25 protein-coding genes and 8 other RNA genes are annotated in these 23,042 nt (G+C 69.7%); 8 read left to right on the plus strand and 25 right to left on the minus strand.

The genetic code is table 11. From position 1 onward, the window contains the following. Window positions 1-380 precede the first annotated feature (380 nt). The 8 genes from ACFZCP_RS14140 to ACFZCP_RS14175 all read left to right on the plus strand — a co-directional run bounded on the left by ACFZCP_RS14140 (window position 381) and on the right by ACFZCP_RS14175 (window position 12,653). Window positions 381-1,424, plus strand: coding sequence for an ATP-binding cassette domain-containing protein (locus tag ACFZCP_RS14140; protein ID WP_391427130.1), 1,044 nt, complete (start codon window positions 381-383; stop codon window positions 1,422-1,424). Next, window positions 1,421-2,164 (plus strand): methionine ABC transporter permease, encoded by a 744-nt coding sequence (locus ACFZCP_RS14145; protein WP_362686650.1) that lies wholly within the window; start codon window positions 1,421-1,423, stop codon window positions 2,162-2,164. Before ACFZCP_RS14140 ends, ACFZCP_RS14145 begins: the two co-directional genes overlap by 4 nt. Before the next feature lie 121 nt (window positions 2,165-2,285). Further along, the gene (locus tag ACFZCP_RS14150) at window positions 2,286-3,119 is read left to right on the plus strand and encodes a MetQ/NlpA family ABC transporter substrate-binding protein (RefSeq protein ID WP_362686653.1); all 834 of its coding nucleotides are present in this window, start codon (window positions 2,286-2,288) and stop codon (window positions 3,117-3,119) included. Window positions 3,120-3,312: 193 nt separating this feature from the next. Next, a complete protein-coding gene (locus tag ACFZCP_RS14155) occupies window positions 3,313-3,951 on the plus strand; it encodes a GNAT family N-acetyltransferase (protein WP_391427133.1) in 639 nt (212 codons plus the stop codon). 135 nt (window positions 3,952-4,086) lie between these two features. Next, window positions 4,087-5,325 (plus strand): precorrin-6y C5,15-methyltransferase (decarboxylating) subunit CbiE, encoded by a 1,239-nt coding sequence (gene cbiE / locus ACFZCP_RS14160; RefSeq protein WP_391427136.1) that lies wholly within the window; start codon window positions 4,087-4,089, stop codon window positions 5,323-5,325. Between the two features lie 345 nt (window positions 5,326-5,670). Further along, the gene (cobT, locus tag ACFZCP_RS14165; protein WP_391427138.1) at window positions 5,671-10,284 is read left to right on the plus strand and encodes a nicotinate-nucleotide--dimethylbenzimidazole phosphoribosyltransferase; all 4,614 of its coding nucleotides are present in this window, start codon (window positions 5,671-5,673) and stop codon (window positions 10,282-10,284) included. Between the two features lie 141 nt (window positions 10,285-10,425). Next, window positions 10,426-11,658, plus strand: a complete 1,233-nt coding sequence (cobA, locus tag ACFZCP_RS14170; protein WP_391427140.1) for a uroporphyrinogen-III C-methyltransferase — start codon at window positions 10,426-10,428, stop codon at window positions 11,656-11,658. Window positions 11,659-11,732: 74 nt separating this feature from the next. Further along, window positions 11,733-12,653, plus strand: coding sequence for a TrmH family RNA methyltransferase (locus ACFZCP_RS14175; RefSeq protein ID WP_391427142.1), 921 nt, complete (start codon window positions 11,733-11,735; stop codon window positions 12,651-12,653). A gap of 70 nt (window positions 12,654-12,723) precedes the next feature. Here ACFZCP_RS14175 and ACFZCP_RS14180 read toward each other — a convergent pair whose 3' ends face one another. The 25 genes from ACFZCP_RS14180 to ACFZCP_RS14300 all read right to left on the minus strand — a co-directional run bounded on the left by ACFZCP_RS14180 (window position 12,724) and on the right by ACFZCP_RS14300 (window position 23,019). Beyond that, the gene (locus tag ACFZCP_RS14180) at window positions 12,724-13,155 is read right to left on the minus strand and encodes a recombinase family protein (RefSeq protein WP_391427144.1); all 432 of its coding nucleotides are present in this window, start codon (window positions 13,153-13,155) and stop codon (window positions 12,724-12,726) included. A gap of 16 nt (window positions 13,156-13,171) precedes the next feature. Further along, the gene (locus ACFZCP_RS14185) at window positions 13,172-13,603 is read right to left on the minus strand and encodes a hypothetical protein (protein ID WP_391427146.1); all 432 of its coding nucleotides are present in this window, start codon (window positions 13,601-13,603) and stop codon (window positions 13,172-13,174) included. A 38-nt stretch (window positions 13,604-13,641) separates the two neighbouring features. Beyond that, window positions 13,642-13,980, minus strand: a complete 339-nt coding sequence (locus ACFZCP_RS14190; protein WP_391427148.1) for a hypothetical protein — start codon at window positions 13,978-13,980, stop codon at window positions 13,642-13,644. Window positions 13,981-14,040: 60 nt separating this feature from the next. Then, window positions 14,041-15,141, minus strand: a complete 1,101-nt coding sequence (locus ACFZCP_RS14195) for a hypothetical protein (protein WP_391427150.1) — start codon at window positions 15,139-15,141, stop codon at window positions 14,041-14,043. 79 nt (window positions 15,142-15,220) lie between these two features. Next, the gene (locus tag ACFZCP_RS14200; RefSeq protein WP_391427152.1) at window positions 15,221-15,556 is read right to left on the minus strand and encodes a histone-like nucleoid-structuring protein Lsr2; all 336 of its coding nucleotides are present in this window, start codon (window positions 15,554-15,556) and stop codon (window positions 15,221-15,223) included. A 252-nt stretch (window positions 15,557-15,808) separates the two neighbouring features. Next, window positions 15,809-16,267: a hypothetical protein gene (locus tag ACFZCP_RS14205; RefSeq protein ID WP_391427154.1), complete on the minus strand. Its 459-nt coding sequence runs from the start codon at window positions 16,265-16,267 to the stop codon at window positions 15,809-15,811. 132 nt (window positions 16,268-16,399) lie between these two features. After that, window positions 16,400-16,534, minus strand: coding sequence for a hypothetical protein (locus ACFZCP_RS14210; RefSeq protein ID WP_391427156.1), 135 nt, complete (start codon window positions 16,532-16,534; stop codon window positions 16,400-16,402). Window positions 16,535-16,680: 146 nt separating this feature from the next. Continuing rightward, window positions 16,681-17,157 carry a hypothetical protein gene (locus tag ACFZCP_RS14215; protein ID WP_391427158.1) on the minus strand — a complete coding sequence of 159 codons (477 nt, stop codon included), beginning with the start codon at window positions 17,155-17,157 and terminating at the stop codon, window positions 16,681-16,683. Window positions 17,158-17,191: 34 nt separating this feature from the next. Beyond that, complete coding sequence (locus ACFZCP_RS14220) at window positions 17,192-17,482, minus strand: hypothetical protein (RefSeq protein ID WP_391427160.1); 291 nt, start codon at window positions 17,480-17,482, stop codon at window positions 17,192-17,194. Between the two features lie 24 nt (window positions 17,483-17,506). Further along, an RNA gene (locus ACFZCP_RS14225) (hammerhead ribozyme type II) lies at window positions 17,507-17,569 on the minus strand. A 135-nt stretch (window positions 17,570-17,704) separates the two neighbouring features. Next, window positions 17,705-18,049 carry a hypothetical protein gene (locus ACFZCP_RS14230; RefSeq protein WP_391427162.1) on the minus strand — a complete coding sequence of 115 codons (345 nt, stop codon included), beginning with the start codon at window positions 18,047-18,049 and terminating at the stop codon, window positions 17,705-17,707. Between the two features lie 20 nt (window positions 18,050-18,069). Further along, window positions 18,070-18,132, minus strand: an RNA gene (locus tag ACFZCP_RS14235) — hammerhead ribozyme type II. A 7-nt stretch (window positions 18,133-18,139) separates the two neighbouring features. After that, window positions 18,140-18,619, minus strand: coding sequence for a hypothetical protein (locus ACFZCP_RS14240; protein WP_391427165.1), 480 nt, complete (start codon window positions 18,617-18,619; stop codon window positions 18,140-18,142). Between the two features lie 26 nt (window positions 18,620-18,645). Further along, window positions 18,646-18,711: hammerhead ribozyme type II (locus ACFZCP_RS14245), an RNA gene on the minus strand. Window positions 18,712-18,719: 8 nt separating this feature from the next. After that, window positions 18,720-19,628, minus strand: a complete 909-nt coding sequence (locus tag ACFZCP_RS14250) for a hypothetical protein (protein ID WP_391427167.1) — start codon at window positions 19,626-19,628, stop codon at window positions 18,720-18,722. A gap of 26 nt (window positions 19,629-19,654) precedes the next feature. Further along, an RNA gene (locus ACFZCP_RS14255) (hammerhead ribozyme type II) lies at window positions 19,655-19,717 on the minus strand. Window positions 19,718-19,730: 13 nt separating this feature from the next. Next, window positions 19,731-20,294, minus strand: coding sequence for a hypothetical protein (locus ACFZCP_RS14260; RefSeq protein WP_391427168.1), 564 nt, complete (start codon window positions 20,292-20,294; stop codon window positions 19,731-19,733). Between the two features lie 28 nt (window positions 20,295-20,322). After that, window positions 20,323-20,387: hammerhead ribozyme type II (locus ACFZCP_RS14265), an RNA gene on the minus strand. Between the two features lie 9 nt (window positions 20,388-20,396). Continuing rightward, complete coding sequence (locus ACFZCP_RS14270) at window positions 20,397-21,083, minus strand: hypothetical protein (RefSeq protein WP_391427170.1); 687 nt, start codon at window positions 21,081-21,083, stop codon at window positions 20,397-20,399. A gap of 24 nt (window positions 21,084-21,107) precedes the next feature. Next, window positions 21,108-21,170: hammerhead ribozyme type II (locus ACFZCP_RS14275), an RNA gene on the minus strand. Window positions 21,171-21,179: 9 nt separating this feature from the next. After that, window positions 21,180-21,533, minus strand: a complete 354-nt coding sequence (locus ACFZCP_RS14280) for a hypothetical protein (protein WP_391427172.1) — start codon at window positions 21,531-21,533, stop codon at window positions 21,180-21,182. Between the two features lie 26 nt (window positions 21,534-21,559). Further along, window positions 21,560-21,622: hammerhead ribozyme type II (locus ACFZCP_RS14285), an RNA gene on the minus strand. Window positions 21,623-21,627: 5 nt separating this feature from the next. Further along, on the minus strand, window positions 21,628-22,284 hold the full coding sequence (locus ACFZCP_RS14290; RefSeq protein ID WP_391427174.1) for a hypothetical protein: 657 nt from the start codon (window positions 22,282-22,284) through the stop codon (window positions 21,628-21,630). A gap of 29 nt (window positions 22,285-22,313) precedes the next feature. Beyond that, an RNA gene (locus ACFZCP_RS14295) (hammerhead ribozyme type II) lies at window positions 22,314-22,376 on the minus strand. Window positions 22,377-22,389: 13 nt separating this feature from the next. Beyond that, entirely contained in the window at window positions 22,390-23,019 is a 630-nt protein-coding gene (locus tag ACFZCP_RS14300) for a hypothetical protein (protein ID WP_391427176.1), read from the minus strand. Window positions 23,020-23,042 lie beyond the last annotated feature (23 nt).

Here is a 23,042-nt window from a genome sequence, read left to right on the forward strand (position 1 = left end):
GCGGCGGCGGGTCAGCACCGTAGGTCTGCTTTACTGATCACATGACCACGACGAGCTGCCGCACCCCTGCGACCGAGGCGACCCTGACGCCCGGTGCTCGTTGTCTGTGTCCGCGTCGAATGTGCGCCTTCTAGAGGGCCCCTGCACCATTTGAGCCTCGCGCCCCGAAGCGAGAGCCGTGGCCTGTCCGACGCCGATTCCCGGCATACGGACTGACGCCTTCCCCACTGCCTGCACGGCAGGGGGACCCCAGCGCACACGAAGTTCTCCCCGGTTCACCGCCACAGCGAGAACCGTGCCGCGTCCCTGAACGAATGCAACGCATGCACCCGTGCCCGGGCACACCCACGCCCGCGCACTCGACAGTGACGGAAATCCCTGTGATCACCACCTCGGGCCTGAGCAAGGTCTACCGCTCCCGCGGCCGTGAGGTCACCGCCCTCGACGGCGTCGATCTCCACGTCCGCGAAGGCGAGGTCTACGGCGTCATCGGCCAGTCCGGTGCCGGCAAGTCCTCGCTCATCCGCTGCGTCAATCTGCTGGAGCGTCCGACATCCGGGACGGTGACCGTCGCCGGACAGGACCTCACCGCGCTCGCCGGGCGCGGCCCCCGCGCCGGCCGCGAGCTCCGCCGGGCGCGCAGCCGGATCGGCATGGTCTTCCAGCACTTCAACCTGCTCTCCTCCCGGACCGTCCGGGAGAACGTCGAGCTCCCGCTCGAAATCCTCGGCAGGTCCGGCGGGGAACGCTCCCGCAAGGCGCTCGAACTCCTCGACCTCGTCGGCCTCGCCGACAAGGCCGGGGCCTACCCCGCCCAGCTCTCCGGCGGACAGAAGCAGCGCGTCGGCATCGCCCGCGCCCTCGCCGGCGACCCCAAGGTGCTGCTCTCCGACGAGGCCACCAGCGCCCTCGACCCCGAGACCACCCGCTCCATCCTCCAGCTGCTGCGCGACCTGAACCGGCAGCTGGGCCTGACCGTCCTGCTCATCACGCACGAGATGGACGTGGTGAAGTCGATCTGCGACTCCGCCGCCCTGATGGACAGGGGCCGGATCGTGGAGTCCGGCACGGTCAGCGAGCTGCTGGCCACCCCGGGCTCGGAGCTGGCCGCCGCCCTGTTCCCGGTGGGCGGCGAGGCCACCGGCGCCGACCGGACCGTCCTGGACGTCACCTTCCACGGCGAGGCCGCCACCCAGCCGGTCATCTCCCAGCTCTCGCGCACCTACAACATCGACATCTCGATCCTCGGCGCCGCCATCGACACCGTCGGCGGCCTCCAGATCGGCCGCATGCGCATCGAACTGCCCGGCCGCTACGAGGAGAACGTGGTGCCGATCGGGTTCCTGCGCGAACAGGGCCTGCAGATCGATGTCGTCGGCCACGAGGGCCAGGAGTCCCTGCTGGTGAAGGAAGGCGCGAAGTGACCTGGTCGGAGATGCAGCCCGTGCTGTCCCAGGCGTGTTGGGACACCCTCTACATGGTCGGCTGGTCCACGCTGATCGCCGTCGTCGGCGGGCTTCCGCTCGGCGTCCTGCTCGTCCTGACGGACCGGGGCGGACTGCTGCAGAACGTCGTCCTGAACAAGGTCATCGGGCAGGTCGTGAACATCGCCCGCTCGATGCCGTTCATCATCCTGATGGTCGCGCTGCTGACCTTCACCCGCTGGGTCACCGGCACCACCATCGGCCGCGAGGCCGCCATCGTCCCGCTGGCCGTCGGGGCGATCCCGTTCTTCGCGCGCCTGGTGGAGATGTCGGTGCGCGAGGTGGACGGCGGGCTCGTCGAGGCGGTGCAGTCCATGGGCGGCAGCACGTGGAAGGTCGTCCGCAGCGTCCTGGTGCCCGAGGCGCTTCCGTCGCTGATCTCGGGCGCCACCACCACGGTCGTCGCCCTCATCGGCTACTCGGCCATGGCGGGCACGGTCGGCGCCGGCGGCCTCGGCGACGTCGCCGTCCGCTACGGCTACCAGCGCTTCGAGACCGGCATGATGTGGATCACCGTGGCCATCCTCGCCGTCGTCATCTCCCTGCTGCAGGTCGTCGGCGACTTCGCGGCCCGCTCCCTGCACCGCCGCAGCGGCAGGTCCGGCGGCCTGCTCCTGTTCCGGCCGCTGAAGGGCGTCTTCCCCGGCACCGTCGCCGCCGACGCCGTGAAGAAGAACTGACCTCCCCGAGGAGAGAGCCGGGACGTCCCCCGTCACCCGGCAGTCAACCCCTCAACGCCGGCGCTTCGCGCCGTCGCCCCGAGACCCGGGGTCGCACCACCCTTAAGGAAAGGCACTTTTCGTGCGTAACACCGCCAAGTTCACCACCGCCGTCCTCGCCGCCGGAGCCCTCACCCTCGGGCTCACCGCCTGCGGCTCCGGCAAGGACTCCGCCTCCTCCGGCGACTACAGCGGCCCGCTGGTCGTCGCCGCGAGCCCGACCCCGCACGCCGAGATCCTGACCTTCGTCCAGAAGAACCTGGCGAAGAAGGCGGGCCTCGACCTGGAGGTCAAGGAGTTCACCGACTACATCACGCCGAACACGGCGACCGAGGACGGCTCGGTCGGTGCCAACTACTTCCAGAACCAGCCGTACCTGGACGACTTCAACAAGAAGCGCGGCACCCACATCGTGCCCGTCGTCACCGTGCACCTGGAGCCGCTCGGCCTCTACTCGCACAAGGTGAAGAAGGCCGACGCGCTGAAGAGCGGTGCGACCGTCGCCGTGCCCAACGACGCCGTGAACGAGGCCCGCGCCCTCAAGCTGCTCGCGGCCAACGGGCTCATCACCCTCAAGGACGGCGCCGGCACCGAGGCGACCCCGCAGGACATCGCCAAGAACCCCAAGAACCTCAAGTTCAAGGAGGTCGAGGCGGCCCAGACCCCGCGCTCCCTGGACGACGTGGACGCGGCCGTGGTCAACGGCAACTACGCGATCTCCTCGGGCCTCAAGCCCGCCAAGGACGCCCTCGTCCTGGAGTCCGCGAAGAACAACCCGTACGGCAACTTCCTCGCCGTGAAGAAGGGCAACGAGAAGGACCCGCGGGTCAAGAAGCTCGCCAAGCTGCTCACCTCGCCCGAGGTGAAGAAGTTCATCGAGGACAAGTACCACGGCTCGGTCATCCCGTCCTTCTGAGCCCGCTGACCAGCGGCTGACCCGGAACTGACGGCACGTAAGCGGCGTATCGCCACGCACGGGGTCCACTCCCTCACCCGGGGTGGGCCCCGTCGTGCGGTTCAGTGGTTTCATGCTGCATGCTGGGCAGTTCAGCGGGGTCCCGAGGGCCCTGATGCTCTCTCAAGTTTTTCCGAAGGTTACGGAGCGGCGCATGACTAGCACCTTCCCCACCATCTCCATCAGCACGGAGCGGTTGGTGCTGCGTCCCCTCGACGAGGACGACGTCCCCGCCCTGGCCGAGATGATGAACGACGAGCAGATCGCCGCCTGGACCGACGTCCCCCAGCCCTTCACCGAGGCGGCCGCCCGCCACTGGATCAGCGAGTACGCGCCCGCCGAGCGCGCCGCGGGCCGGGGCCTGGACCTCGCCGTCACCGAGTTCCTCACCCAGCGGCTGGTCGGCATCGTCCAGCTGGGCAAGACCGACTGGCACATCCGCTCCACCGAGCTGTCCTACATCGTCGCCCCCTGGGCGCGCGGCGAGGGCTACGCCTCCGAAGCCGCCCTCGTCACCGCGCAATGGCTCTTCGGCGACCAGAAGTTCGAGCGCATCGAGATCCGCACCGCCGCCGACAACACCGCCTCCCAGCAGGTCGCCCAGAAGATCGGCTGCATCAGCGAGGGCGTGCTGCGCAACGCCTGCATAGCCCACCACCGCACCGAGGACGGCGCCTGGGCCGACGTGCGGACCGACTTCATCATATGGAGCCTCCTCCCGGAGGACCTGGAGGGCGCCGACGGGCAGCTCGCCGACACCGGCGGCTTCGGGTCCTACCCCGACTGGAACTGACGCCGGCGAAGCGAGCCCGCAGCCGCCTGCGATCCCGGCCCACCGCGCGTCCGCTACCTTCACCGGGTACGCTCACGGAGCCCGCCCACGGGCCCGTACCCATGACGACCTGCGAAAACCTGGAGACTGACGACGATGGCCGACCGGGTCACGGTGATCGGCTGGGACGGCTCGCCGCTGACCGATGCGGCACGCGCCGCCCTCGGCGCCGCCACGCTCGTGGCCGGAGCGGCCCACCACCTGGCGCTGCCCGAGGTCCCACCCGCCGCCGAGCGCATCCGGCTCGGCAGCCCCGCCCTGGCCGCCCGCCGGATCGCCGCCCACCGTGGCACCGCGGTCGTGCTCGCCGACGGTGACCCCGGCTTCTTCGGCGTCGTACGGACCCTGCGCGCCCCGGAGTTCGGCCTGGAGCTGGAGGTCGTCCCGGCCGTCTCCTCCGTCGCCGCCGCCTTCGCCCGGGCCGGCATGCCGTGGGACGACGCCCAGGTGGTCGTCGCCCACCCGCGCACCCTGCGCCGGGCCGTGAACGTGTGCCGCGCCCACGCCAAGGTCGCCGTCCTTACCTCGCCCGGCGCCGGCCCCGCCGAGCTCGGCCTGCTGCTGGACGGAGTCCACCGGACCTTCGTCATCTGCGAGGAACTGGGCACCGAACGCGAGCAGGTCAGCGTCGTCACCTCCGACAAGGCCGCCGACCACACCTGGCGGGACCCGAACGTCGTCATCGTCATCGGCGGCCCCACCGGAGGGGGTGCCGCGGCCGAGAGCGGCGGCTGGATCTCCGGGCGCGACCCGGGCGCCGGACCGCGCGGCTGGGTACAGCGAGACGAGGAGTACACGGCGTACGCGGCCCAGGGCAGCCGCCTCGCAGAAGGGGAGACGGAGCTGCTCCGGGCCGCCCAACTCGCCCGCCTCGGACCCCGGATCGGCGATCTCGTCTGGGACATCGGCTCGGGCAGCGGCGCGTTCGCCACCGAGGCCGCCCGCGCCGGCGCGGCCGTCATCGCCGTCGACCGGGATCCCGGCGCCTGCGCACGCACGGAATCGGCCGCACGCCGCTACGGCGTCCAGCTCCAGGTCGTGCAGGGCACCGCCCCGCATGTCCTGGAAAACCTGCCCGAACCGGACGTCGTGCGGGTCGGTGCCGGAGGCGCGGCGGTGGTCTCCGCGGTCGCCGACCGGCGCCCGCAGCGCATCGTCGCCCACGCCGCCACCCGCGACGAGGCCGAGCTCGTCGGCCGCGGTCTGACCGAACACGGATACCGGGTCGAGTGCGCTCTGCTGCAGTCCGTCGAGCTCGACACCAGGGCCTGGACGGAGACCGAGCGGAACGTAGCGTTCCTGCTCAGCGGCGTACTGCCGGATCGCGCCCCGTGATCCTGTTGTCGTACTGCGCGCGGTAGGCTGGCCGATCGTTGTACCGCTCTGGTGGCCCGGAAATTCGTTCGTCAATGTCCGGAAAACACGCCCGTTTTGGGGTGGGTGTGGTACGGCAGAACCCGAGGACGCGCAACGTGGCGCAGTCCACAGCGGGCTGTCGCGGATCATGCTGTCGCGACGGCGGAACGGCCGGGACAATGCCACTGAATGGCTTTGTCGCCTTTTTTGGGCGGGTCGTTCGTGCCGCTGGGCACGCACGCTCGTTCTTCACTGCGGGGCGGTCGGTGCGCCGTCCCGGGTGAGCTGGACGTAGGAGCACTAACCGATGGGCGAGGGGTACGCATGACCGACACCGGCCAGGTCCCGGCCGAAGGGCAGCCGGAGAGCGCAGGCATGGTGGAACAGCCGGGCGTTCCTGCGCACGGCGCGTACACCTACCTCTCCGAAGCACCCGCCGAGGACGAAGACCTGCTGCTGCCGGGTGCCCAGGGCGCATGGGGCAACGAGGTGCCCCCTCCTGCCCCGGAACCGGTCGTCGAGGCCGTCCACGAGCCCGGCCCGCACGAGGTGAACGGCCGGGACAGCGGCTCCGTCGACCTCAGCGGCGTCCGGCTGCCGAATCCGGCGCCCCCGTCCGTGCCTCCCTCGCCGATCCTCTCCACCCCGCACGACCCGGCGGCGGCCGCCCAGTCGTCGCGACGGCCGCTGCACCTCGGGCCGCCGATCCCCGACGCCTCCGCCAGCCCGGTGCGCTCCCTCGCCGACCGCGGGCCCGCGGGCGCCCCGGTACGCCAGCCGATGGCGCCCCCGTCCGGCCCGGAGTACCTCGACGCCCAGCCGCTGCGCGACATGGCCCCCCAGAGCGCGGCTCCCTGGGGCGCCGCCCCGGCTGCCGTGGCCCAGGCCGCCACCGGGGCACCGGCCGCGCAGACGGTCGGTCCGGCCGCCGGTTCCTTCGCCGAACCGGACGACGCCGCCCAGGTCGCCATGGCCCGCCTCGCCACCCAGGCCGTCGCGCAGACGCCGGGCGAGGCCCCCCAGGACCTGGCCCAGGCCGGTGTCGTCCACGGCCACGACGGAGCACAGCCCGCCCACGGTCACGACGGTGTGTACGCAGCTCCGGTGGAGCGGGGCCCCGACGGTGCCCCTGTCCGGGCGGGGCAGGCTCCCGGCGACGTCCAGGCTGCCGCGGAGGCCGGGCAGGAGGAGCCGGTCGTCGCGCAGGCTGCGCAGGACGTACCGGCTGCGCCGGCCGGGCAGGTACCGGCCGAGGTGATGGAGGTGGATGCGGGCGGAACCGGCGCCGCCGATGCCGACGGCGCGCCCGTGGCGCAGATGTCGGCGGTTCCGGAGGCCGGACAGGTTCCGGAGGCGGCACAGCAGGCTGACGGCACGGCACCGGCGCCGACGGCCACCGAGGCCGGGCACGGCACCGAGACCGGGCATGGCACCGAAGCTGCACCGGTCGCGGAAACTCCGGCCGGTGCGCAGGAGTTGCCGGGCGGGATGCCTTCTGCCCCGGTGCAGGAGATGCCCCCTGCCTCTGTGCACGAGATGCCCCCCGCCGCCGTCCACGAGATGCCGCCCGCCCCCGTCCAGGGGACGCAGGGCGAGGCCGTACCGGGACAGCCGGCGCAGGCCGGGCAGGCAGCGGACGCCGTTCAGGTGCCCGAGGCCGCCGCCGTACAGAACGAGGGCGGCCTGCCGCAGTCCATCGAGGGCGCGCCGGTCGGCGACGCCGCGCAGTTCAGTGATGCCGCGCCGCTCGGTGACGCCGCGCAGGAAGCGGGTGCCGAGGGCGCCGACGCGGTGACGGGTGCGGCCGAGGCCCCGGCCCAGGATGCGGGTGCCGCCTTGGCGGCGCCCGTGGCCCAGGGTGCGGATGCCGGCGTCGCCGAGGTCGTGCCTCCGGTCGGGGGTGCCGTTCCGGCCGACGCCGAGGCGCAGGGTGCGGACGGCGTTCCGGCTCCGGCTGGAGCCGAGGGGACGGCCGTGGTTGAGGCCCACGGTCCGGCCGAGGACATGGGCGCGGTCGCCGCCCGGGCCGTGCCCCACGCGGCCGATGCAGCCGCCGTCGAGGGTGTGGCCCCCGCCGTCGTCGAGACCGTGGCCCCCGCCGCCGGTGCGGTCGCCGCCCAGAGCGTCCCCGCGGCCGCCGACCCCGCCGCTGCTCCGATGCCGCCCGGAGCCACCGGTGCCGTCGGGGCCGTCGAAGCCGCTGGAGCCGTCGGGGCGCAGACCGACCTGCAGACCCCCGACACCGTGGCCGGGGCCATGGTTGCCGAACCCGGCCCCGTTGCCGAGGGCACCCCCGCCGTCGAGGGCACCCCCGCTGCCGAACCCGCGCAGGCGCCCGTGCCCGAGCAGATCGCCGACCCCGGCCAGGCCCTCGCCGCCGCTCCCGCACAGAACGCCGGACCCGCACAGGACGCCGGCCCCGAGCAGGCAGGTCAGGCAGTGCCCGCCGAGCCGGTCGTCGCCACCGCGGCCGCCGAGCCGCAGGCGGAGACCGTTGCCGGCCCGGAGCAGGGTGCCGTGCAGGCCCCGCCCGACGGCGCCGCGACGCCCGCCGCCGGCACCCCCGCGGCCACCGAGGTGCCCGAACCGGTCCTCCTGCAGGCGCAGGGACCACAGCTGGCCGCAGCCGCATTCCACCAGGCCGCGGCCGTGTCGAACGAGGGTGAGGCCATGGCCGTCGCGCAGGAGCCGTCGCACGCGCAGGAGGCGGCCGCCGAAGGCGTCGCCACGGCCCCGCCGGGCCGGCCCTCCGAGTGGGTCCAGCCGTCCGAGCCGGTCCACTTCTCCGAGCCGAGCGGCCCGGCCGCCCCGGCCGGGCCGCAGATCCGGTCCACCGAGGCGGAGCCGGCCGTCGAGCAGGGCATCCCCGGGCAGCCCGTGCCCGGTGCCCCCGCGGACCCCCTGCCGCCCCACGTCCTGCTGGAGCCGCAGCCCGAGGAGCCACTCGGCCGGTTCGTGCCGGTCGAGGGCTCGGTGCCGACGGCCCCGCACCTGGCGCCGACCCCGCCCCAGCCGATCGTGCTGCCCGCCCAGGAGCAGCAGGAGCCCGTGGTCACGGTCCCGGCGCCGCGCGAGGCCGAGCCCGCCGCCGCGCCGGACGCCGAGCCCGCCCCCGATGTCGTACAGCACGCGGAGGACCTGGAGACCAGGGCCGCCGACCAGGAAGAGAGCACGGCCGCAGTGGAAGAGGTACGACAGTCCACCGGACCGGCCGCGCCCGCCTACGACGACGCCGAGCGCGAGGCCGTCCTGAAGGTGATGCGCGAGCGGCGCGACATCCGCAACGGCTTCCGCAACGACCCGATCCCGCACGAGGTGCTGCTGCGGGTTCTGGAGGCGGCCCACACGGCCCCCTCCGTGGGCCACTCGCAGCCCTGGGACTTCGTCGTCATCCGCTCCGCCGAGACGCGCCGCGCGATGCACGAACTCGCCCAGCGCCAGCGCGAGGCCTATGCCAAGTCGCTGCCGAAGGGCCGGGCCAAGCAGTTCAAGGAACTGAAGATCGAGGCCATCCTCGACACCCCCGTGAACATCGTCGTCACCGCCGACCCGACCCGCGGCGGCCGCCACACCCTCGGCCGGCACACCCAGCCGCAGATGGCGCCGTACTCCTCCGCGCTCGCCGTCGAGAACCTCTGGCTCGCCGCGCGGGCCGAAGGCCTCGGCGTCGGCTGGGTCAGCTTCTTCGACGAGCGGGAGATGGTCCGCGCGCTCGGCCTGCCCGAGCACCTGGAGGTCGTCGCCTACCTGTGCGTCGGGTACGTCGACGAGTTCCCGGACGAGCCCGAGCTGATGCAGGCCGGCTGGTCCAAGCGCCGCCCGCTGTCCTGGGTGGTGCACGAAGAGACGTACGGCCGACGCGCCCTGCCCGGAGAGGAACCCCACGACCTGCTTGCCGAGACCGTCGCACAGATCCGCCCGCTCGACGCCAAGGCGCTCGGCGAGGCCTGGGAGCGCCAGAAGCGCATGACCAAGCCGGCCGGTGCGCTGGGCATGCTGGAGATCATCTCCGCGCAGCTGTCCGGGCTGTCCCGGCAGTGCCCGCCGCCGATCCCGGAGCCCGCGGCCGTCGCCATCTTCGCCGGCGACCACGGTGTCCACGCCCAGGGCGTCACCCCCTGGCCGCAGGAGGTCACCGCCCAGATGGTGGCCAACTTCCTGGGCGGGGGAGCGGTCTGCAACGCCTTCGCCAACCAGGTCGGCGCCGAGGTGTGCGTGGTCGACGTCGGCGTCGTCGCCGACCTGCCGGCCACGCCCGGTCTGCTGCCCCGCAAGATCCGTGGCGGCACGTCCGACATGACCACGGGCGCCGCGATGACCCGCGAGGAGGCCAAAGCGGCCATCGAGGTGGGCATCGAGACCGCCCGCGACCTGGTGGCGGCCGGCAACAAGGCGCTGCTCACCGGCGAGATGGGCATCGCGAACACGACGGCGTCCGCCGCGCTGATCTCCGTCTTCACGGGCGCCGACCCGGCGGAGGTCACCGGCCGGGGCACGGGCATCAACGACGAGACCCTGGCCCGCAAGACCGAGGTCGTCCGGCGTGCCCTGGAACTGCACCAGCCGGACCCGGCCGACCCGATCGGTGTCCTCGCGGCGATCGGCGGCTTCGAGCACGCGGCGATGGTCGGCCTGCTCCTGGGCGGCGCCTCCCTGCGGACGCCCGTGATCCTCGACGGCGTCAGCGCCGGCGCCGCAGCCCTCGTCGCCCGCGCCATCGCCCCCGAGGTCCTCGCGGCCTGCATCGCCGGCCACCGCAGCGCCGAGCCCGGCCACGTGGCAGCCCTCAACAAGCTGGGCCTGCGTCCCCTGGTCGACCTCGACCTGCGCCTCGGCGAGGGCACGGGCGCGCTCCTGGCCCTGCCGCTGGTGCAGAGCACGGCCCGGGCGATGCACGAGGTGGCCACGTTCGATTCGGCGGGAGTCACCGAGAAGTAGGCGTCACCGCCGTGGGCGGTCCGGTGCCCAGGTGCCGGACCACCCGTGCGCCGGGACCCGCCCACACCTTAAAATCCGCACGTCAGGGCCGCTCCGGAGCCGCAGCGCGCCTACCGCACCGCGTCCGAGGAGCCGTCCCTCATGGCCGAACACCCCGCCTACCCCGTAGGCCTCCGCCTCTTTGGCCGTCGCGTGGTCGTCCTCGGCGGCGGTCAGGTCGCCCAGCGCCGCCTCCCGGCCCTGATCGCAGCGGGAGCGGACATCCTCCTCGTGTCCCCCGAGGCGACCCCGTCCGTGGAGGCGATGGCCGACGCGGGCGAGATCACCTGGGAGCGGCGCCCTTACGCGGACGGCGACCTCGCGGCGGCCTGGTACGCCCTGATCGCCACCAGCGACCCCGAGGCCAACATCCGGGCCTCCGCCGAGGCGGAGCGCCACCGCGTCTGGTGCGTCCGCTCCGACGACGCCGACCGGGCGACGGCCTGGACCCCGGCGACCGGCCACAGCGAGGGCGTCACGATCGCCGTCCTCACCACGGACGCCAGGGGCCGCGACCCGCGCCACACCGCCGCCGTCCGTGACGCGGTGGTCGAGGGCCTGCGCGACGGCACCCTCGTCGCCCCGCACCACCGCACCCGCACGCCCGGCGTGGCGCTGGTCGGCGGCGGCCCGGGCGACCCGGACCTCATCACCGTCCGCGGCCGCCGGCTGCTCGCCGAGGCCGACGTCGTCATCGCCGACCGGCTCGGCCCGCGCGACCTGCTCGCCGAACTCCCGCCGCACGTCGAGGTCATCGACGCCGCGAAGATCCCCTACGGCCGCTACATGGCACAGGAGGCCATCAACAACGCCCTCATCGAGCACGCCGCGCAGGGCAAGTCGGTCGTACGGCTCAAGGGCGGCGACCCCTTCGTCTTCGGCCGGGGCATGGAGGAGGTCCAGGCGCTCGCCGAGGCCGGCATCCCGTGCACCGTCGTGCCCGGCATCTCCAGCTCGATCTCGGTGCCGGGCGCGGCCGGCATCCCGGTCACCCACCGGGGTGTCGCCCATGAGTTCACCGTGGTCAGCGGCCATGTCGCCCCGGACGACGAGCGTTCCCTGGTCGACTGGCCGTCGCTGGCGAAGCTGACCGGCACACTCGTGGTCCTGATGGGCGTCGACAAGATCGGGAAGATCGCCGAGACGCTCGTCGCGCACGGCAAGTCGCCCGAGACCCCCGTCGCCCTCGTCCAGGAGGGGACCACCGCCGCGCAGCGCCGCGTGGACGCGACGCTCGCCACGGTCGCCGCGACCGTACGCGCCGAGGACGTGAAGCCCCCCGCGGTCATCGTCATCGGCGACGTCGTGAACGTAGGCCCCGAGCCCGCGGCTTGATCACCCGTAACCCGGGGTAACCCAACCCCTTCCCAGCCGTTGGCACCACACCCAGGACAAGGCAGTATCACCCTGTGGCCGATCTCATCACCGTTGAGGATCCCGACGACCCGCGCCTGCGCGACTACACGGGCCTGACCGACGTCGACCTGCGCCGCAAGCGCGAGCCGGCCGAGGGCCTGTTCATCGCCGAGGGCGAGAAGGTCATCAGAAGGGCCAAGGAAGCCGGCTACGAGATGCGCTCCATGCTGCTCTCGGCCAAGTGGATCGACGTCATGCGCGACGTCATCGACGAACTCCCGGCCCCGGTGTACGCCGTGAGCCCGGAACTCGCCGAGCAGGTCACCGGCTACCACGTGCACCGCGGAGCCCTCGCCTCCATGCAGCGCAAGCCGCTGCCGACGGCGGCGGAGCTGCTGCGCTCGGCCCGCCGGGTGGTGGTCATGGAGTCGGTCAACGACCACACCAACATGTGTGACACAGAATCATACACTCATGAACAAGGGCCTCTGACCTGCGACGATGCAACCCCGCCCCGCCGCATCGCCGTGCTGGAGGGCATCGTCGACCACACGAACATGGGGGCCGTGTGGCGAAGCGCCGCTGCCCTGGGCATCGACGCCATCCTGCTCTCACCCGACTGTGCCGACCCGCTGTACCGCCGGTCGATCAAGGTCTCCATGGGCGCGGTCTTCTCGATCCCCTACGCCCGACTCGACGACTGGCCCCGCGGACTCGAAGTTGTCCGAGACGCCGGCTACCCCATCTACGCTCTGACGCCGGACGAAAAGGCGACGCCGCTCAACGAGATGCCGGCAGAACACCTGGAAAGGTGCGCCGTGATGTTCGGATCCGAAGGGCACGGACTTTCCGCGGCAGCCCTTCGCGCAGCGGACGAGTGGGTGCGCATCCCGATGGCCCACCAGATCGACTCGCTCAACATCGCAGCCGCGGCTGCCGTCACCTTCTATGCCCTCGGGACTAGAGTCGGCTGAGTCCGGAAACGACGAAACCCCCGTGCTCCAGAAGGAGCCGGGGGCTTCATCACTTGCTTAGCCTGGAACGTTATCGCCGCTTGTCCCAGGACTCACGGACCTCTTTCTCGGCGCGAGCCTGTTCAATCTCCAGATCCTCAAACGCGCCAAGCGTGTGCAGCGACAGCTTCCCCATTGACGAGGTGAGGTCGAGGTCGTCCCATTCCACCACGTGCACCGCGACGCCGTGATTTCGTGCCGTCTCGGCTAGCGCGACCACCTTCGCCGTCCGCTGGCTGAATCGGTTGGTCTTACTGGCCACAACAGCGTCGAAGCGGCCGGCGGCGATGTCATTCAGCAGGTCGAGGAACTGGTCATCGCTGCCAGTGGACTGGTAGACGTGAGCTACTTCCATGCCACGCTTCTTGGCCCACTCCGTGCAGTCCTGCTCCTGCAAGGCGAGATCCTCCGGACCGCGACGCCCCTGACGGGTGTACACCGCCACGCGCTTCTCTTCGATCATTGCCTATCTCCCCGCTCTATGCCGGAACGTACCCGACGCTCAGGCGCCACCATTCTCCACCGCCCGGAGTGATCCGCCGGCTGATGTCCTCCGGCAGGAACGACGTCATCTCCGGGAGGAACCACACCGCCAGCGTCCCGCCGTGCGCGAGGGCCAGGGCCGCCCACCGACGGACACCCTCGTAAGGGGCGAGGGCGATGTGCGCGGTGCCGTCGTCGGCCAGGAACGTGACCGTGATCCGGCCGTCCGGCTCGATCGTCCACCGAGCCTGCGAGTCTCTCGCCCGCGCGACCTCGTCTCGCGGAGCGAAGTGGTGTCGCTTGAGAAACGCGTCGATCTCCTCACGCGAATCCTGCGCCGTACCCACGAGCGCGAGCGCCAGTTCCAGGCTCCCGTCGGCACCGGGCGCTCCGCTCGGCACGGCGGCCGTGGCAGGGATCCCGTTCATGGAGATGGCCGACACTTGCTGCTGTCTGCCCTTCTTTGTCACTCGCTCGCCTCGTCCTTCTTGCGGACCCACTCGGCATGGGCCTCGGCGATCCGCGCCTTCCACTCCTGCCACGCCGCGTACGTGGGCAGTTCGTTCGGGACGCCCTCACCGATGAGCGCGTTCGCGAGGTCGCCCAGGACGATCTCCGGCACCCCGCTGGAGAGCCAACCGTAGTGGCGGGCGCCCCGGATGGTGGTCTGTGTCGCCGAGTCCTCCTCCAGCACCTGGCGGATGAACCGGGGGTCAGGGGTGAAGCGCCAGTCGTGCTTCACCATGACCCGAAGCGTGTCCATCTCGTCCTCGGTCAGGCGGAGTCCCCGCCTGTGCTCGGTCATGCTCTCGCCTCTCAAGGAAGGGAGCCTGCCAGACGCCGCTGACAGGCTCCCAAGGGACAACTACCTGACCGGACGGACAACCACGTCCGCCGGCCCGCTTCCCGGCTCGTTCAGCCGGTGAGCGTTCACCCAGTGCGCCTTGCGCCACTTCAGCTTCGCCACCGAGCCGCCAGGGCCCGTGTGGTAGGTCTGCCACGTCGGTCGGCGCCTGTGAGGCCGAGGGCTACGCCTGGTCGCACCGTCACCGACCGGAGCCCGGCCAGCCTGCTCGTACCGCTGACGCTCCGCCCACAGCTCCGGACCGAGCCTCCAGCCCACCTTCACGAGGCTTTCGATGTCCCCGGCCCGCGGTCGGCGCTGCTTGCGGGCCTTCTGCTTCGCGGGGGCGGCCGGCTGGTAGGTCTCGACGTCCGGCTGGTCGGTGCACACATACAGCACCGAGCTGAAGACCTGCGTGACGTACCTCCGCAGCCACGCCTCCAGCCGGCTCGGGTCGGACTCCCCGAGGTCGGACGACCAGCGGAAACCCTTGACTGTCGCGGCCACGGCGTCATCGACGGACGTCCTGTCACCATCGAGCGGGACACTGCACCGAAGCACCAGGAAGTTCTCGGCCCCGTTGTCGATGATCTCTCCGGCGAACATGATGCCCAGGACATCCAGCCGCGGATCCGTGGTCGAGCACATGTACCTCCCACCGTCCCGCTTGCCGTAGACGAACGCGCCGGCCGGCAGCCCGATGTGGGTGCGGTAGTAGCGCGTCTCCTCGTCTTCGAAATCCGGGGACGGCAGCAGGACGAACGGGTTCGCGTGCGGGAGATCCCGCAGGATGTCCGTCGGAACCTTGTCTGCCGAGGACTCACTCAGCTCACCAAGCAGATAGTCGTCCATGGCATAGGCGACCTTGCTGCGCTCGAAGAGCCGGTAGATGGCCGCATCCGCCGAGTACGCCCGCACCTGACTGACCGTGCGCGGGTCGTCCTCGTAGACGGCGAGCTGACGGCTGAGATGTTCGGGAATCTCCGAGTCGCCGAGTGCCATCCGCTCGGCCAACTGCCGGACCACCGGGTAGCGCGCCTGCCCATCCTGCTTGTGGTCGGCGACGGACCCCAGCACCTCACGGACGCTGGCCAGAGCCTCCTTGTCCGTGCGTCGATTCACTGCTCTCTCCTCTCACAGAGCACAAAGAAGAGGGCCCCGCCGGAACCACCCGGCAGGACCCTCTCTCTGCTGCGTTGGGCTACTTGCCCTTGTTCGCCTTCTCGAAGGCGTCGCGGACCTCGGCCGGCACGCGACCGCGGCTCTTCAGGTCGGGCCAGCCGTTCGACCTGGCCCAGGCCCGGATCGTCGCCGAGTCAGCGCCGACCTCGACGGTCTTCGTGGCAGCCGGCTTCCGACGGCCCGAGATCTTCCGCCCCGCCCCCGTGTAGGGCTCCAGGACTCCCCGGAGCTTGTCCGCGTTGGCCGTGGTGAGGTCGATCTCGTACGTCTTCCCGTCCAGCGCGAAGGCGACCGTCTCGTCCGCCTCCCCGCCGTCCAGGTCGTCGACCAGCAGAACCTGAACCTTCTGTGCCACTTGCTCGCCTCTCCTCGCACTTCGTTGCAAGGCAAACTACCTTGCATGGGACCTTCTACTCCTGGCCCCTTCAGGCGCTCCCCGCCGGAGAAGAGAGCTGTGGTGACGGCGGGGAGAGCCTGAACGGATCAGGAGATGGTCGGGGCCTCCGGGAGGAGAGGTGTGGTGACCGGAGGCCCCTGGTGCCCGGACGGGGGATCGAACCCCGCTGCTGCCTCCCCGATCGTGAAGACTCGGGGCCGGGCGGTAGTGCTAGATGGTGTTCCTCGACACGAGGAGCTTGATCAGCTCCGTGTCGTGCTGCTCGTTGGCTCGCGCCAGTTCCGCGTCCAGGTCATGGTTGACCTGCTCGCCGTTCTCCGCGTTCCAGACCAGCCGCTTGACCGCGCCGTCGTAGGCGCCGAGGCGGCGCTCCAGCCGGCTGATCTCCAGCTTGAGCTTCTCAACGTCGTCGTCCGTGCCGTGCTCCTGCTCGTAGCGCTTGAGCAGGGTGGTGCAGACCGTGCAGTCCTCCGCCGGGAACTCGTCCAGCTCGGAGTGGATCAGGCAGTTGCCGTCGTTGCCGACCGGCCAGCCGTGGCGGTGCTCCAGCCAGTCGTTGTAGTCCATGCCCGTCAGTCCGAGGAACTCGTACTGCTCGGTGGGCTGCGCCTCCCACTGCTCGCGCAGCTTGGTCATGAACTCGGTCTTGCTCGGCTCCGTGTTGCCCACGAAACCCCCTCCTCTCACTGCTGCGGGCACCACGCCCGCATGGCGCCGGGGCGGGGGATCGAACCCCGCTGCTGCCTTCCCGATCGTCGAGACTCGGGACCCGGCGGTACTGCTAAGCGCGACGTGGCAGCATCAGATACGCCACCACGCCACGAGGGCCCACACCACAATCAAGGTCCAGCCCAGGTGCTTCAGCCAGACTCTGAACTGCTTCACGCGGACCTCGGGCGACGGCAACAGGCGCTTCCCGTCGTTTTCGTCGTTCACTGCTTCCTCCTTGGCACCACACGGCGCGCAAGGGGAACGTCAGTAAAGAACACCTCTGCGAGCCGTGTGGGTCTCTCTCCTCTCACGGCTGCGACAGAGGTAATGCCGCATGGCGCCCCGGCCGGGGATCGAACCCGGCGCTGCCATCAGGGCTGCTCTGTACCCAGAGCGTCTTGCATCTTCGCCACCTCTTGCGCGAGGTGCCGGCGCAATGCGCCGCGCTCCTCGTCAAGCTGGTGACGTCGTCGGAGAACCGCTGCGAGCTTGTCGGACAGCTCCTTCTCCTCCGCAGCCAACTTTTCGTCCTGCTCGTTCAGGGCTTGGAGGCGCTCCTGCGCGCGGGTCGCTGGCGAACGCGGGGTGGCGGACTTCTTGGTCCGCGCCTGGCGGGCGACCTCTTCCTGTATCCGCCGGTACTCGTCGAACTCCGTGGTGACGTAATACTTCGTGGTCACCGCTCCCCGCTTCGTCATGACGATGTCCGGGAAGTTCGCGTGCCGGCGGATCCAGCTACTAACGGTGCTGGGGTCGACGCCCACGCGCTTGGCCAGTTCTGTGACAGTGGAAAGCTCAGCCTCGCGGCCCTGAAACTCTTCCCGGTGCCACTCGACCTGCTCTTCCACGGCACTCCTCTCAGCAACGGCGGCTGGCATAAACCTACCCCCGCGCTGCGAGCGTGCTGACCAGGTCAGCCGCCCAGGATCGCAGAACATCGTCCGACATCGTCGGCCGGTACTCGGCGACCAGCTCGTCGATGCGGACCTCCCGCTCCATGCCCGCGGTCAGCTCGGCGTCCACGTCAGCGGACACCACGACACTCGGGTCCAAGGTGGTAATGCCGAGCGACACCGTCTGGCCGTCGTCGCCCAGAAGGATCGCGGCGTCCGCCAGTGGGCGCACCCCGTCCTCGCCGATCTTGACGAGACGGAGCCTGTTCAGTTCCTGCATGTTCTCTCCTCTCAAAGCTGACCTCAGCGGCTGCCGTCGTCAGGCCACGGGCACCACCCCGTGACGACCCCCGCAGGGGTTTCGGCGATGTGGAACAGGGTCAGAGGTCGACACCGATGCAGTGCCAGGGACCTCCGTTGATCGAGCGGTACAGCTCGCGACAGTGACGGACCACGTCCTTGTGAAGCCAGGACCGGTGCACGACCTTGATCCGGATATCTTTCACGCGGACGTCACCGCGGTCGTCTCGACGGGCTTCGCTTCGCCGGCCAGAAGGTCACGCCACGCCTTCGTCAGCGCGTGGCCGTCCTCCTCGTTGAGGCCGTAGAACCCGAAGCGTTCGAGCACATCACCGTCCGTCAGGAAGTCCAGGTGAGCCAAGGCGTACTCGTAGCCCTGGCCGTTCCCTTCCTCGGCGTAGACCTGACCGAGCACGCAGAAGTACCCGTGGTCGATGTCGAGCAGGCTGAGTTCGACCCGCTCACGCCAGTCCTCCGGACCAACGCGGTTCATGAGTACGAACCCGTTGGACGCGCGCTGCACCACGGACAGAGTGTCAATACTCAACTGATCTCTCCTCTCAAAGCTGACGGCTGCCGTCGTCAGGCCGTGGGCACCACCCCACGACGACGCCTCCCGGCGTTTCGGCATGTTGGATCAGTTCTCGGGCTTCTTGATCGAGGGGAGGACGGACAGCAGCAGCGCCGCCGCCGACTTCACCTCCTCGCTCACGTCCCAGAACTTCTGGAACCACTCCGTGACGATCAGCTTGTCCAGCGCCTCGGAGTCGGTCTCGTCACCGTGCTCGTCGCGGTACTGATCGCGGATGTCCACCCACGCGCCGTCCACGGACTCCCACGCCTTGACCTTCTCCGCGAGGCCGACAAGGTGCATCTCGGACGCCGGCTGGATGTCCAGCTCGTCGATCGCCTGCACGAGGTCGTACTCCTCGCGGTTTTCGTCGCTGTACATCAGGTGCTCGCGCACCTCGGACTCGATGTCCCCGATCACGTTCCGGACCACGTCCTCGGTCGTCCGTACCGTGCCCTCGCAGTCCATCAGGGAGGCGTCGACCACGATCTTTCCCGTGAAGTAGATGGCGACCTTCTCCGTGGGAACATCAACGTCGTTGCTCATGTGATCTCTCCTCTCAAAGCTGACTTCAGCGGCTGCCGTCATCAGGCCGTGGGCACCACCCCACGACGACCTCCCTCCGGGAGGTTTCGGCGATGTTGAGCTACTTGCTCGGAAGCACCTCGGCCGCGACCCTGCCGAGCCACTCCACCTTCTTGTCAGCCAGGTACCGGAAGTCGGTGACGGAGCGCTCCACACCGACCCGGTAGGCGTCCACCAGGTAGGCCACCAACTCGGGGGAGCGGGGGATGTCCAGGACCTCGGACAGGGAGTAGTCCTCGACAGGCGGAACCATTCCCAGCCTCGTGAACGCCTCGACCAGGGACCACCCCCACCCAGCGGACTTCTCCGTCGGGCACAGACCGGTCTCCATGTCGGCGTGCGTCATCACGAGGCAGACAGGCAGATCGGAGATGGCCTCCGCCATCTCCTCCAGCTCCATCTCGGTCTCCCAGGAGAACGAGAAGTAGCTGTTGTCCATCGGTCCGTTGCCGTCGTTCCCGATCACCATGTACTCCTCGGCGGGGTTCCTCAGCTCCACCTCACCGGTTGCGATGTCCCACGGGTCGTCGAACTCGCCCACGAAGTGGACGTGCCGGCCGGCCAGAGGCTTCAGCTCCGTCACGGGGGTCCGCTCGGGCTCCGGCACGTGGGACCAAGTCCACGCCCCTCCACCGATGTCGTACAGGTCGTCGTGGTCGGGGTCGACCACCGTGGTCATCTGCGAGGGCCTGTCCGACGAGTCCCACTCCCAGCTCACCCACAGAACGAGGGCTCGCCTTTCGGTGAAGTTCTCGTCGCCGGACCTCGGGAAGTCCATGTCGACGACGTGCACGCACTCCCAGCCCGTACCGTGCTGGCGGGCCATCGACTGCGTGTACTCGGCGACCTTGCGGACCTGGTCCAGCGTGAACCGGGGCCGCAGGTAGCCGTTCCACGTGTCGCCCAGATCGGCCATCGCCTCGAACAGGGGCGAGTCCTCGATCCGGACGCGTACAGACTGCATGCTCATGTGCTCTCTCCTCTCAAAGCTGACTTCAGCGGCTGCCGTCATCAGGCCGTGGGCACCACCCCACGACGACGCCTCCCGGCGTTTCGGCGATGTTGATCGAGGTCAGGCGACGATGGCACCCAGACCCTTGATGAGCTTCTTGACACGCTTCGCGGCGCGCGGGATGTCGTCCACTCCCCAGTCGCCGGCGAGGACCTGCTCGCCCTCGCGGTCGATGGACCAGGCCCAGTTGGGCCACGTGGTCACCCACAGGATGTCCTTGTCGGTGAGCTTGATGACCGAGGCCCAGCAACCGCCCCCGGTGCTCTCCAACTCGGCCTTGACGCCGAGCCGGATCAGCTCCTTGGTCATCTGCTCGCACTCGTCGTGCTCGGACAACTCCTTGGGCTCCTCGTCCTCGTCGTCCGGAAGGGAAACGGGGGTGAGTTCGCCCTCGAACGCAGCGGCGATCTTGTACTCGCCGTGCAGTTCCGTGAGCATCAGGTCGTGTGGCAGGCCGGTGTCGACACCGGGAAGTCCGCCGTCGCACTCCCCGTAGTACCGAGGGAACGACCGCTCGAAGACGTCCTGCGGGCTGTCGCCTCGGTCCGTCCACACGATCGGCTTGAAGTCCGGGTCGTGGTGCTTGATCACTACGATCGTCCACGACTTCCGCTCTTCGCCCATGTTGCTCTCTCCTCTCGTGAACTGACTTCAGCGGCTGCCTTCATCAGGCCCACGGCACCACCCGTGGACGACCCCCTTCCGGAGGTTTCGGCTTGTGTCGGATCAGATGTGACCGGCGTAGTGGGCGAGGTCCTCGACCATCGGGAACGCGTCCATCTCGTAGTTCCCGACCAGGTCGTCGTGGTCCTCCTGCTTCTCGTCGATGAGGTAACCGTCCTCGTCCCGATAGGGCTTGTCCTCCTCGTCGAACTTCTTGATCAGATCGACGATCTCCTGGAGCTTGGCCCAGAACGAGGACTGGAGCCGGAGGTCGTTCCAGTGGTAACCGCAGTTCTCGGCCGGCACACCCTCGTGGGACTTCTCGGGGACGATGAAGCAGTCCACGGACTCTTCGCGTCGGATGTGGGTCGACAGAGCCGTCGCCCACGCCTGCTGCTTCGTCTCGGCGGAGACCACGTACGTGTACGGAGCCTCGCCGTCGTGGCGCTCGGAGCCGGCGATCGTGACCGTCCAGTCTCGCTTCTCGCTCGGGTCCTCGTAGTGAAGCCCCTCGTAGAGCGGGTGGCTGTCGAACAGATCCGAGACCGAACCGCCGAGCAGGTTCCGCGTGTACAGAACGATCGAGGTGCTGGCCGCCTGCGCCCGCTTGTACGAGCGGAAGCCGAACACCTTCAGTCCGTCCCGACCATGAGGAAGCGCAGCCCAACCGCGGTTGGTCCTGCCCACGTACCCGAAGCCCTGGTTACCCAGGAGCGGGTCACCAGCAAGCAGGTACTCGTTGTCAGACATAGCTCTCTCCTCTCAAAACTGACTCAGCGGCTGCCGTCGTCAGGCCACGGGCACCACCCCGTGACGACGCCTCCCGGCGTTTCGGCATGTGTTGGATCAGACGTCGCGAAGGTCCCACGTCAGCGTCGGGAACAGCCGGCGCACCTGTGCCTCGGCCCAGGGGTGGACCGTGTCCCACGCCTCCTGGCCCGGCTCGGCGTGCCAGAAGTGCCAGCCCTCCGCACAGTCGGCGGACTCCTGCGCAAGGGTGCGCATGACGTCCTCGACCGTCAGCTCCTCCGGCAGCGGAGTACCGCTCTCGAAGGGCTTGCTGTACGCGGCGTAGAGCTTGGCGGCGATGTCGCTGCCGTCCATCGGATAGGTAACGGTGACCTTTGCGATGAGCGCCCCGTCCAGCTCCACGATCTCGTGGGCGGCAGGCTCGACCTTCGGTCGCTCGATCTTGACCATCTGTTCTCTCCTCTCGAAGCTGACTTCAGCGGCTGCCTTCATCAGGCCCACGGCACCACCCGTGGACGACGCCTCCCGGCGTTTCGGCTGTTGATCACAGTTCGAAGTGGACCTGGTCGTTGCGGATGAACAGGCGACCGACCGGCCACCGGCCCGCATCCCTATGCAGCGCACGTCGAGCCTGCTTGGGGAGTCGCCGGTCCACCCGGAAGCTGCGACTGGGGAATCCCCAGCGCCCCCGCTTGGACTGCCAGAACAACTGGCCCGCCGACTCTGCGGGGATGTTCGCGAGGTGCTCCTTGTGCTTCTCCACGAACTCGTGGCACATGCGCATCCAGCGCTCGCGCGCTCGGGCGTCGGCGATGTCGGCGACGGTCAAGTGCTCGACCGACTCCCACTCGTGCCCGCCCACCCCGTCCAAATTGGGGTCGGACTCGAACCACAGCGCCTCGCCCAATGCCCAGCGAGCGAACTCCTGGACGTAGGAAGACCACTGCGGATCGGCGACGTACGGGACCGGCTCGCGCCAGTCCTGCCAGTGCGGGGCCTCGATGCCGACCACGTTCGGGTCGATCAACCAGTAACCCTCGCACCCGACCACGACAGCGGAGCCCGCCATCACATGTCCGTCCGGATCGCACGGGGGGATGTGCGTGTCGCACTCCGTGCAGACGGAGGTCAGGTATGACTCGATAAGACCCAGCGGCGCCTTACGGACGGCCTCCAGGTACTCCTCCACCTTGGCTTCCATGTGCTCTCTCCTCTCAAGACTGACTGCGCAGTTGGCTGCCTTCGTCAGGCCGTGGGCACCACCCCACGACGACGCCTCCCGGCGTTTCGGCGATGTTGGAACGGATCAGGGGACGTTGATCCCCTCGACGAGCTTGAGAAGCGCGGCGATGTTCCGCGCGGCCTGAGCCGCATCGGTCTTCGGCCACGTGCCGCCGAAGACGCTCTCCTGATCGTTGTTCAGGATCTCCCAGACGTATCCGACGTCCGTTCCGTCCGGAGCGGAAGACCACAGGAAGTAGCCCGCCTCCAGCTCGATCTGGGCAACCATGCAGTTGCCCCCCGTGTGATACGGGTCGGCCGCGACGTCGTGCGCCTTCAGCTCCCGGATCAGCGCGGCGACGTCGTCCTCGTGCTCGACCTGGCCGTCCACGGAGTCCGGAATGGACTCCTGGAACTCAGCCCAGGCGTGCGAGAAGTCGAACTGCCGCTCCGTCCACTCTCGTCGGCTCGGAGCCGACGGGATGTAGCGGGGGAACGTCTCGAACAGAGTCGGGACGGCCACCGCCGTCGGAGTCTTCGCGCTCTGGCGGCCGGACATCCACTTGGCCGCCATGTCCTTCGACAAGTACTCCTGCATCCCGCTGATCGCCGCGTCGCGGACCTTGTCCTCGGCGCAGCCGTTCAGCCCGACGGTGACCTCCAGGACACCGACGAAGGGGATCGTGAGCTTCTTGTCCCTCATGGACTCGTGCATGTGCTCTCTCCTCTCAAAGCTGA

Source organism: Streptomyces sp. NPDC007971, assembly GCF_042958635.1.
Taxonomy (GTDB): Bacteria; Actinomycetota; Actinomycetes; order Streptomycetales; family Streptomycetaceae; genus Streptomyces.

Coding starts and splice junctions, on each gene's coding strand:
- ACFZCP_RS14155 (WP_391427133.1), top strand. CDS start 3,313: ATGACTAGCACCTTCCCCACCATCTCCATCAGCACGGAGCGGTTGGTG.
- cbiE (WP_391427136.1), top strand. CDS start 4,087: ATGGCCGACCGGGTCACGGTGATCGGCTGGGACGGCTCGCCGCTGACC.
- cobT (WP_391427138.1), top strand. CDS start 5,671: ATGACCGACACCGGCCAGGTCCCGGCCGAAGGGCAGCCGGAGAGCGCA.
- cobA (WP_391427140.1), top strand. CDS start 10,426: ATGGCCGAACACCCCGCCTACCCCGTAGGCCTCCGCCTCTTTGGCCGT.
- ACFZCP_RS14180 (WP_391427144.1), bottom strand. CDS start 13,155: ATGATCGAAGAGAAGCGCGTGGCGGTGTACACCCGTCAGGGGCGTCGC.
- ACFZCP_RS14185 (WP_391427146.1), bottom strand. CDS start 13,603: ATGAACGGGATCCCTGCCACGGCCGCCGTGCCGAGCGGAGCGCCCGGT.
- ACFZCP_RS14190 (WP_391427148.1), bottom strand. CDS start 13,980: ATGACCGAGCACAGGCGGGGACTCCGCCTGACCGAGGACGAGATGGAC.
- ACFZCP_RS14220 (WP_391427160.1), bottom strand. CDS start 17,482: ATGCAGGAACTGAACAGGCTCCGTCTCGTCAAGATCGGCGAGGACGGG.
- ACFZCP_RS14240 (WP_391427165.1), bottom strand. CDS start 18,619: ATGAGCAACGACGTTGATGTTCCCACGGAGAAGGTCGCCATCTACTTC.
- ACFZCP_RS14250 (WP_391427167.1), bottom strand. CDS start 19,628: ATGAGCATGCAGTCTGTACGCGTCCGGATCGAGGACTCGCCCCTGTTC.
- ACFZCP_RS14260 (WP_391427168.1), bottom strand. CDS start 20,294: ATGGGCGAAGAGCGGAAGTCGTGGACGATCGTAGTGATCAAGCACCAC.
- ACFZCP_RS14270 (WP_391427170.1), bottom strand. CDS start 21,083: ATGTCTGACAACGAGTACCTGCTTGCTGGTGACCCGCTCCTGGGTAAC.
- ACFZCP_RS14280 (WP_391427172.1), bottom strand. CDS start 21,533: ATGGTCAAGATCGAGCGACCGAAGGTCGAGCCTGCCGCCCACGAGATC.
- ACFZCP_RS14290 (WP_391427174.1), bottom strand. CDS start 22,284: ATGGAAGCCAAGGTGGAGGAGTACCTGGAGGCCGTCCGTAAGGCGCCG.
- ACFZCP_RS14300 (WP_391427176.1), bottom strand. CDS start 23,019: ATGCACGAGTCCATGAGGGACAAGAAGCTCACGATCCCCTTCGTCGGT.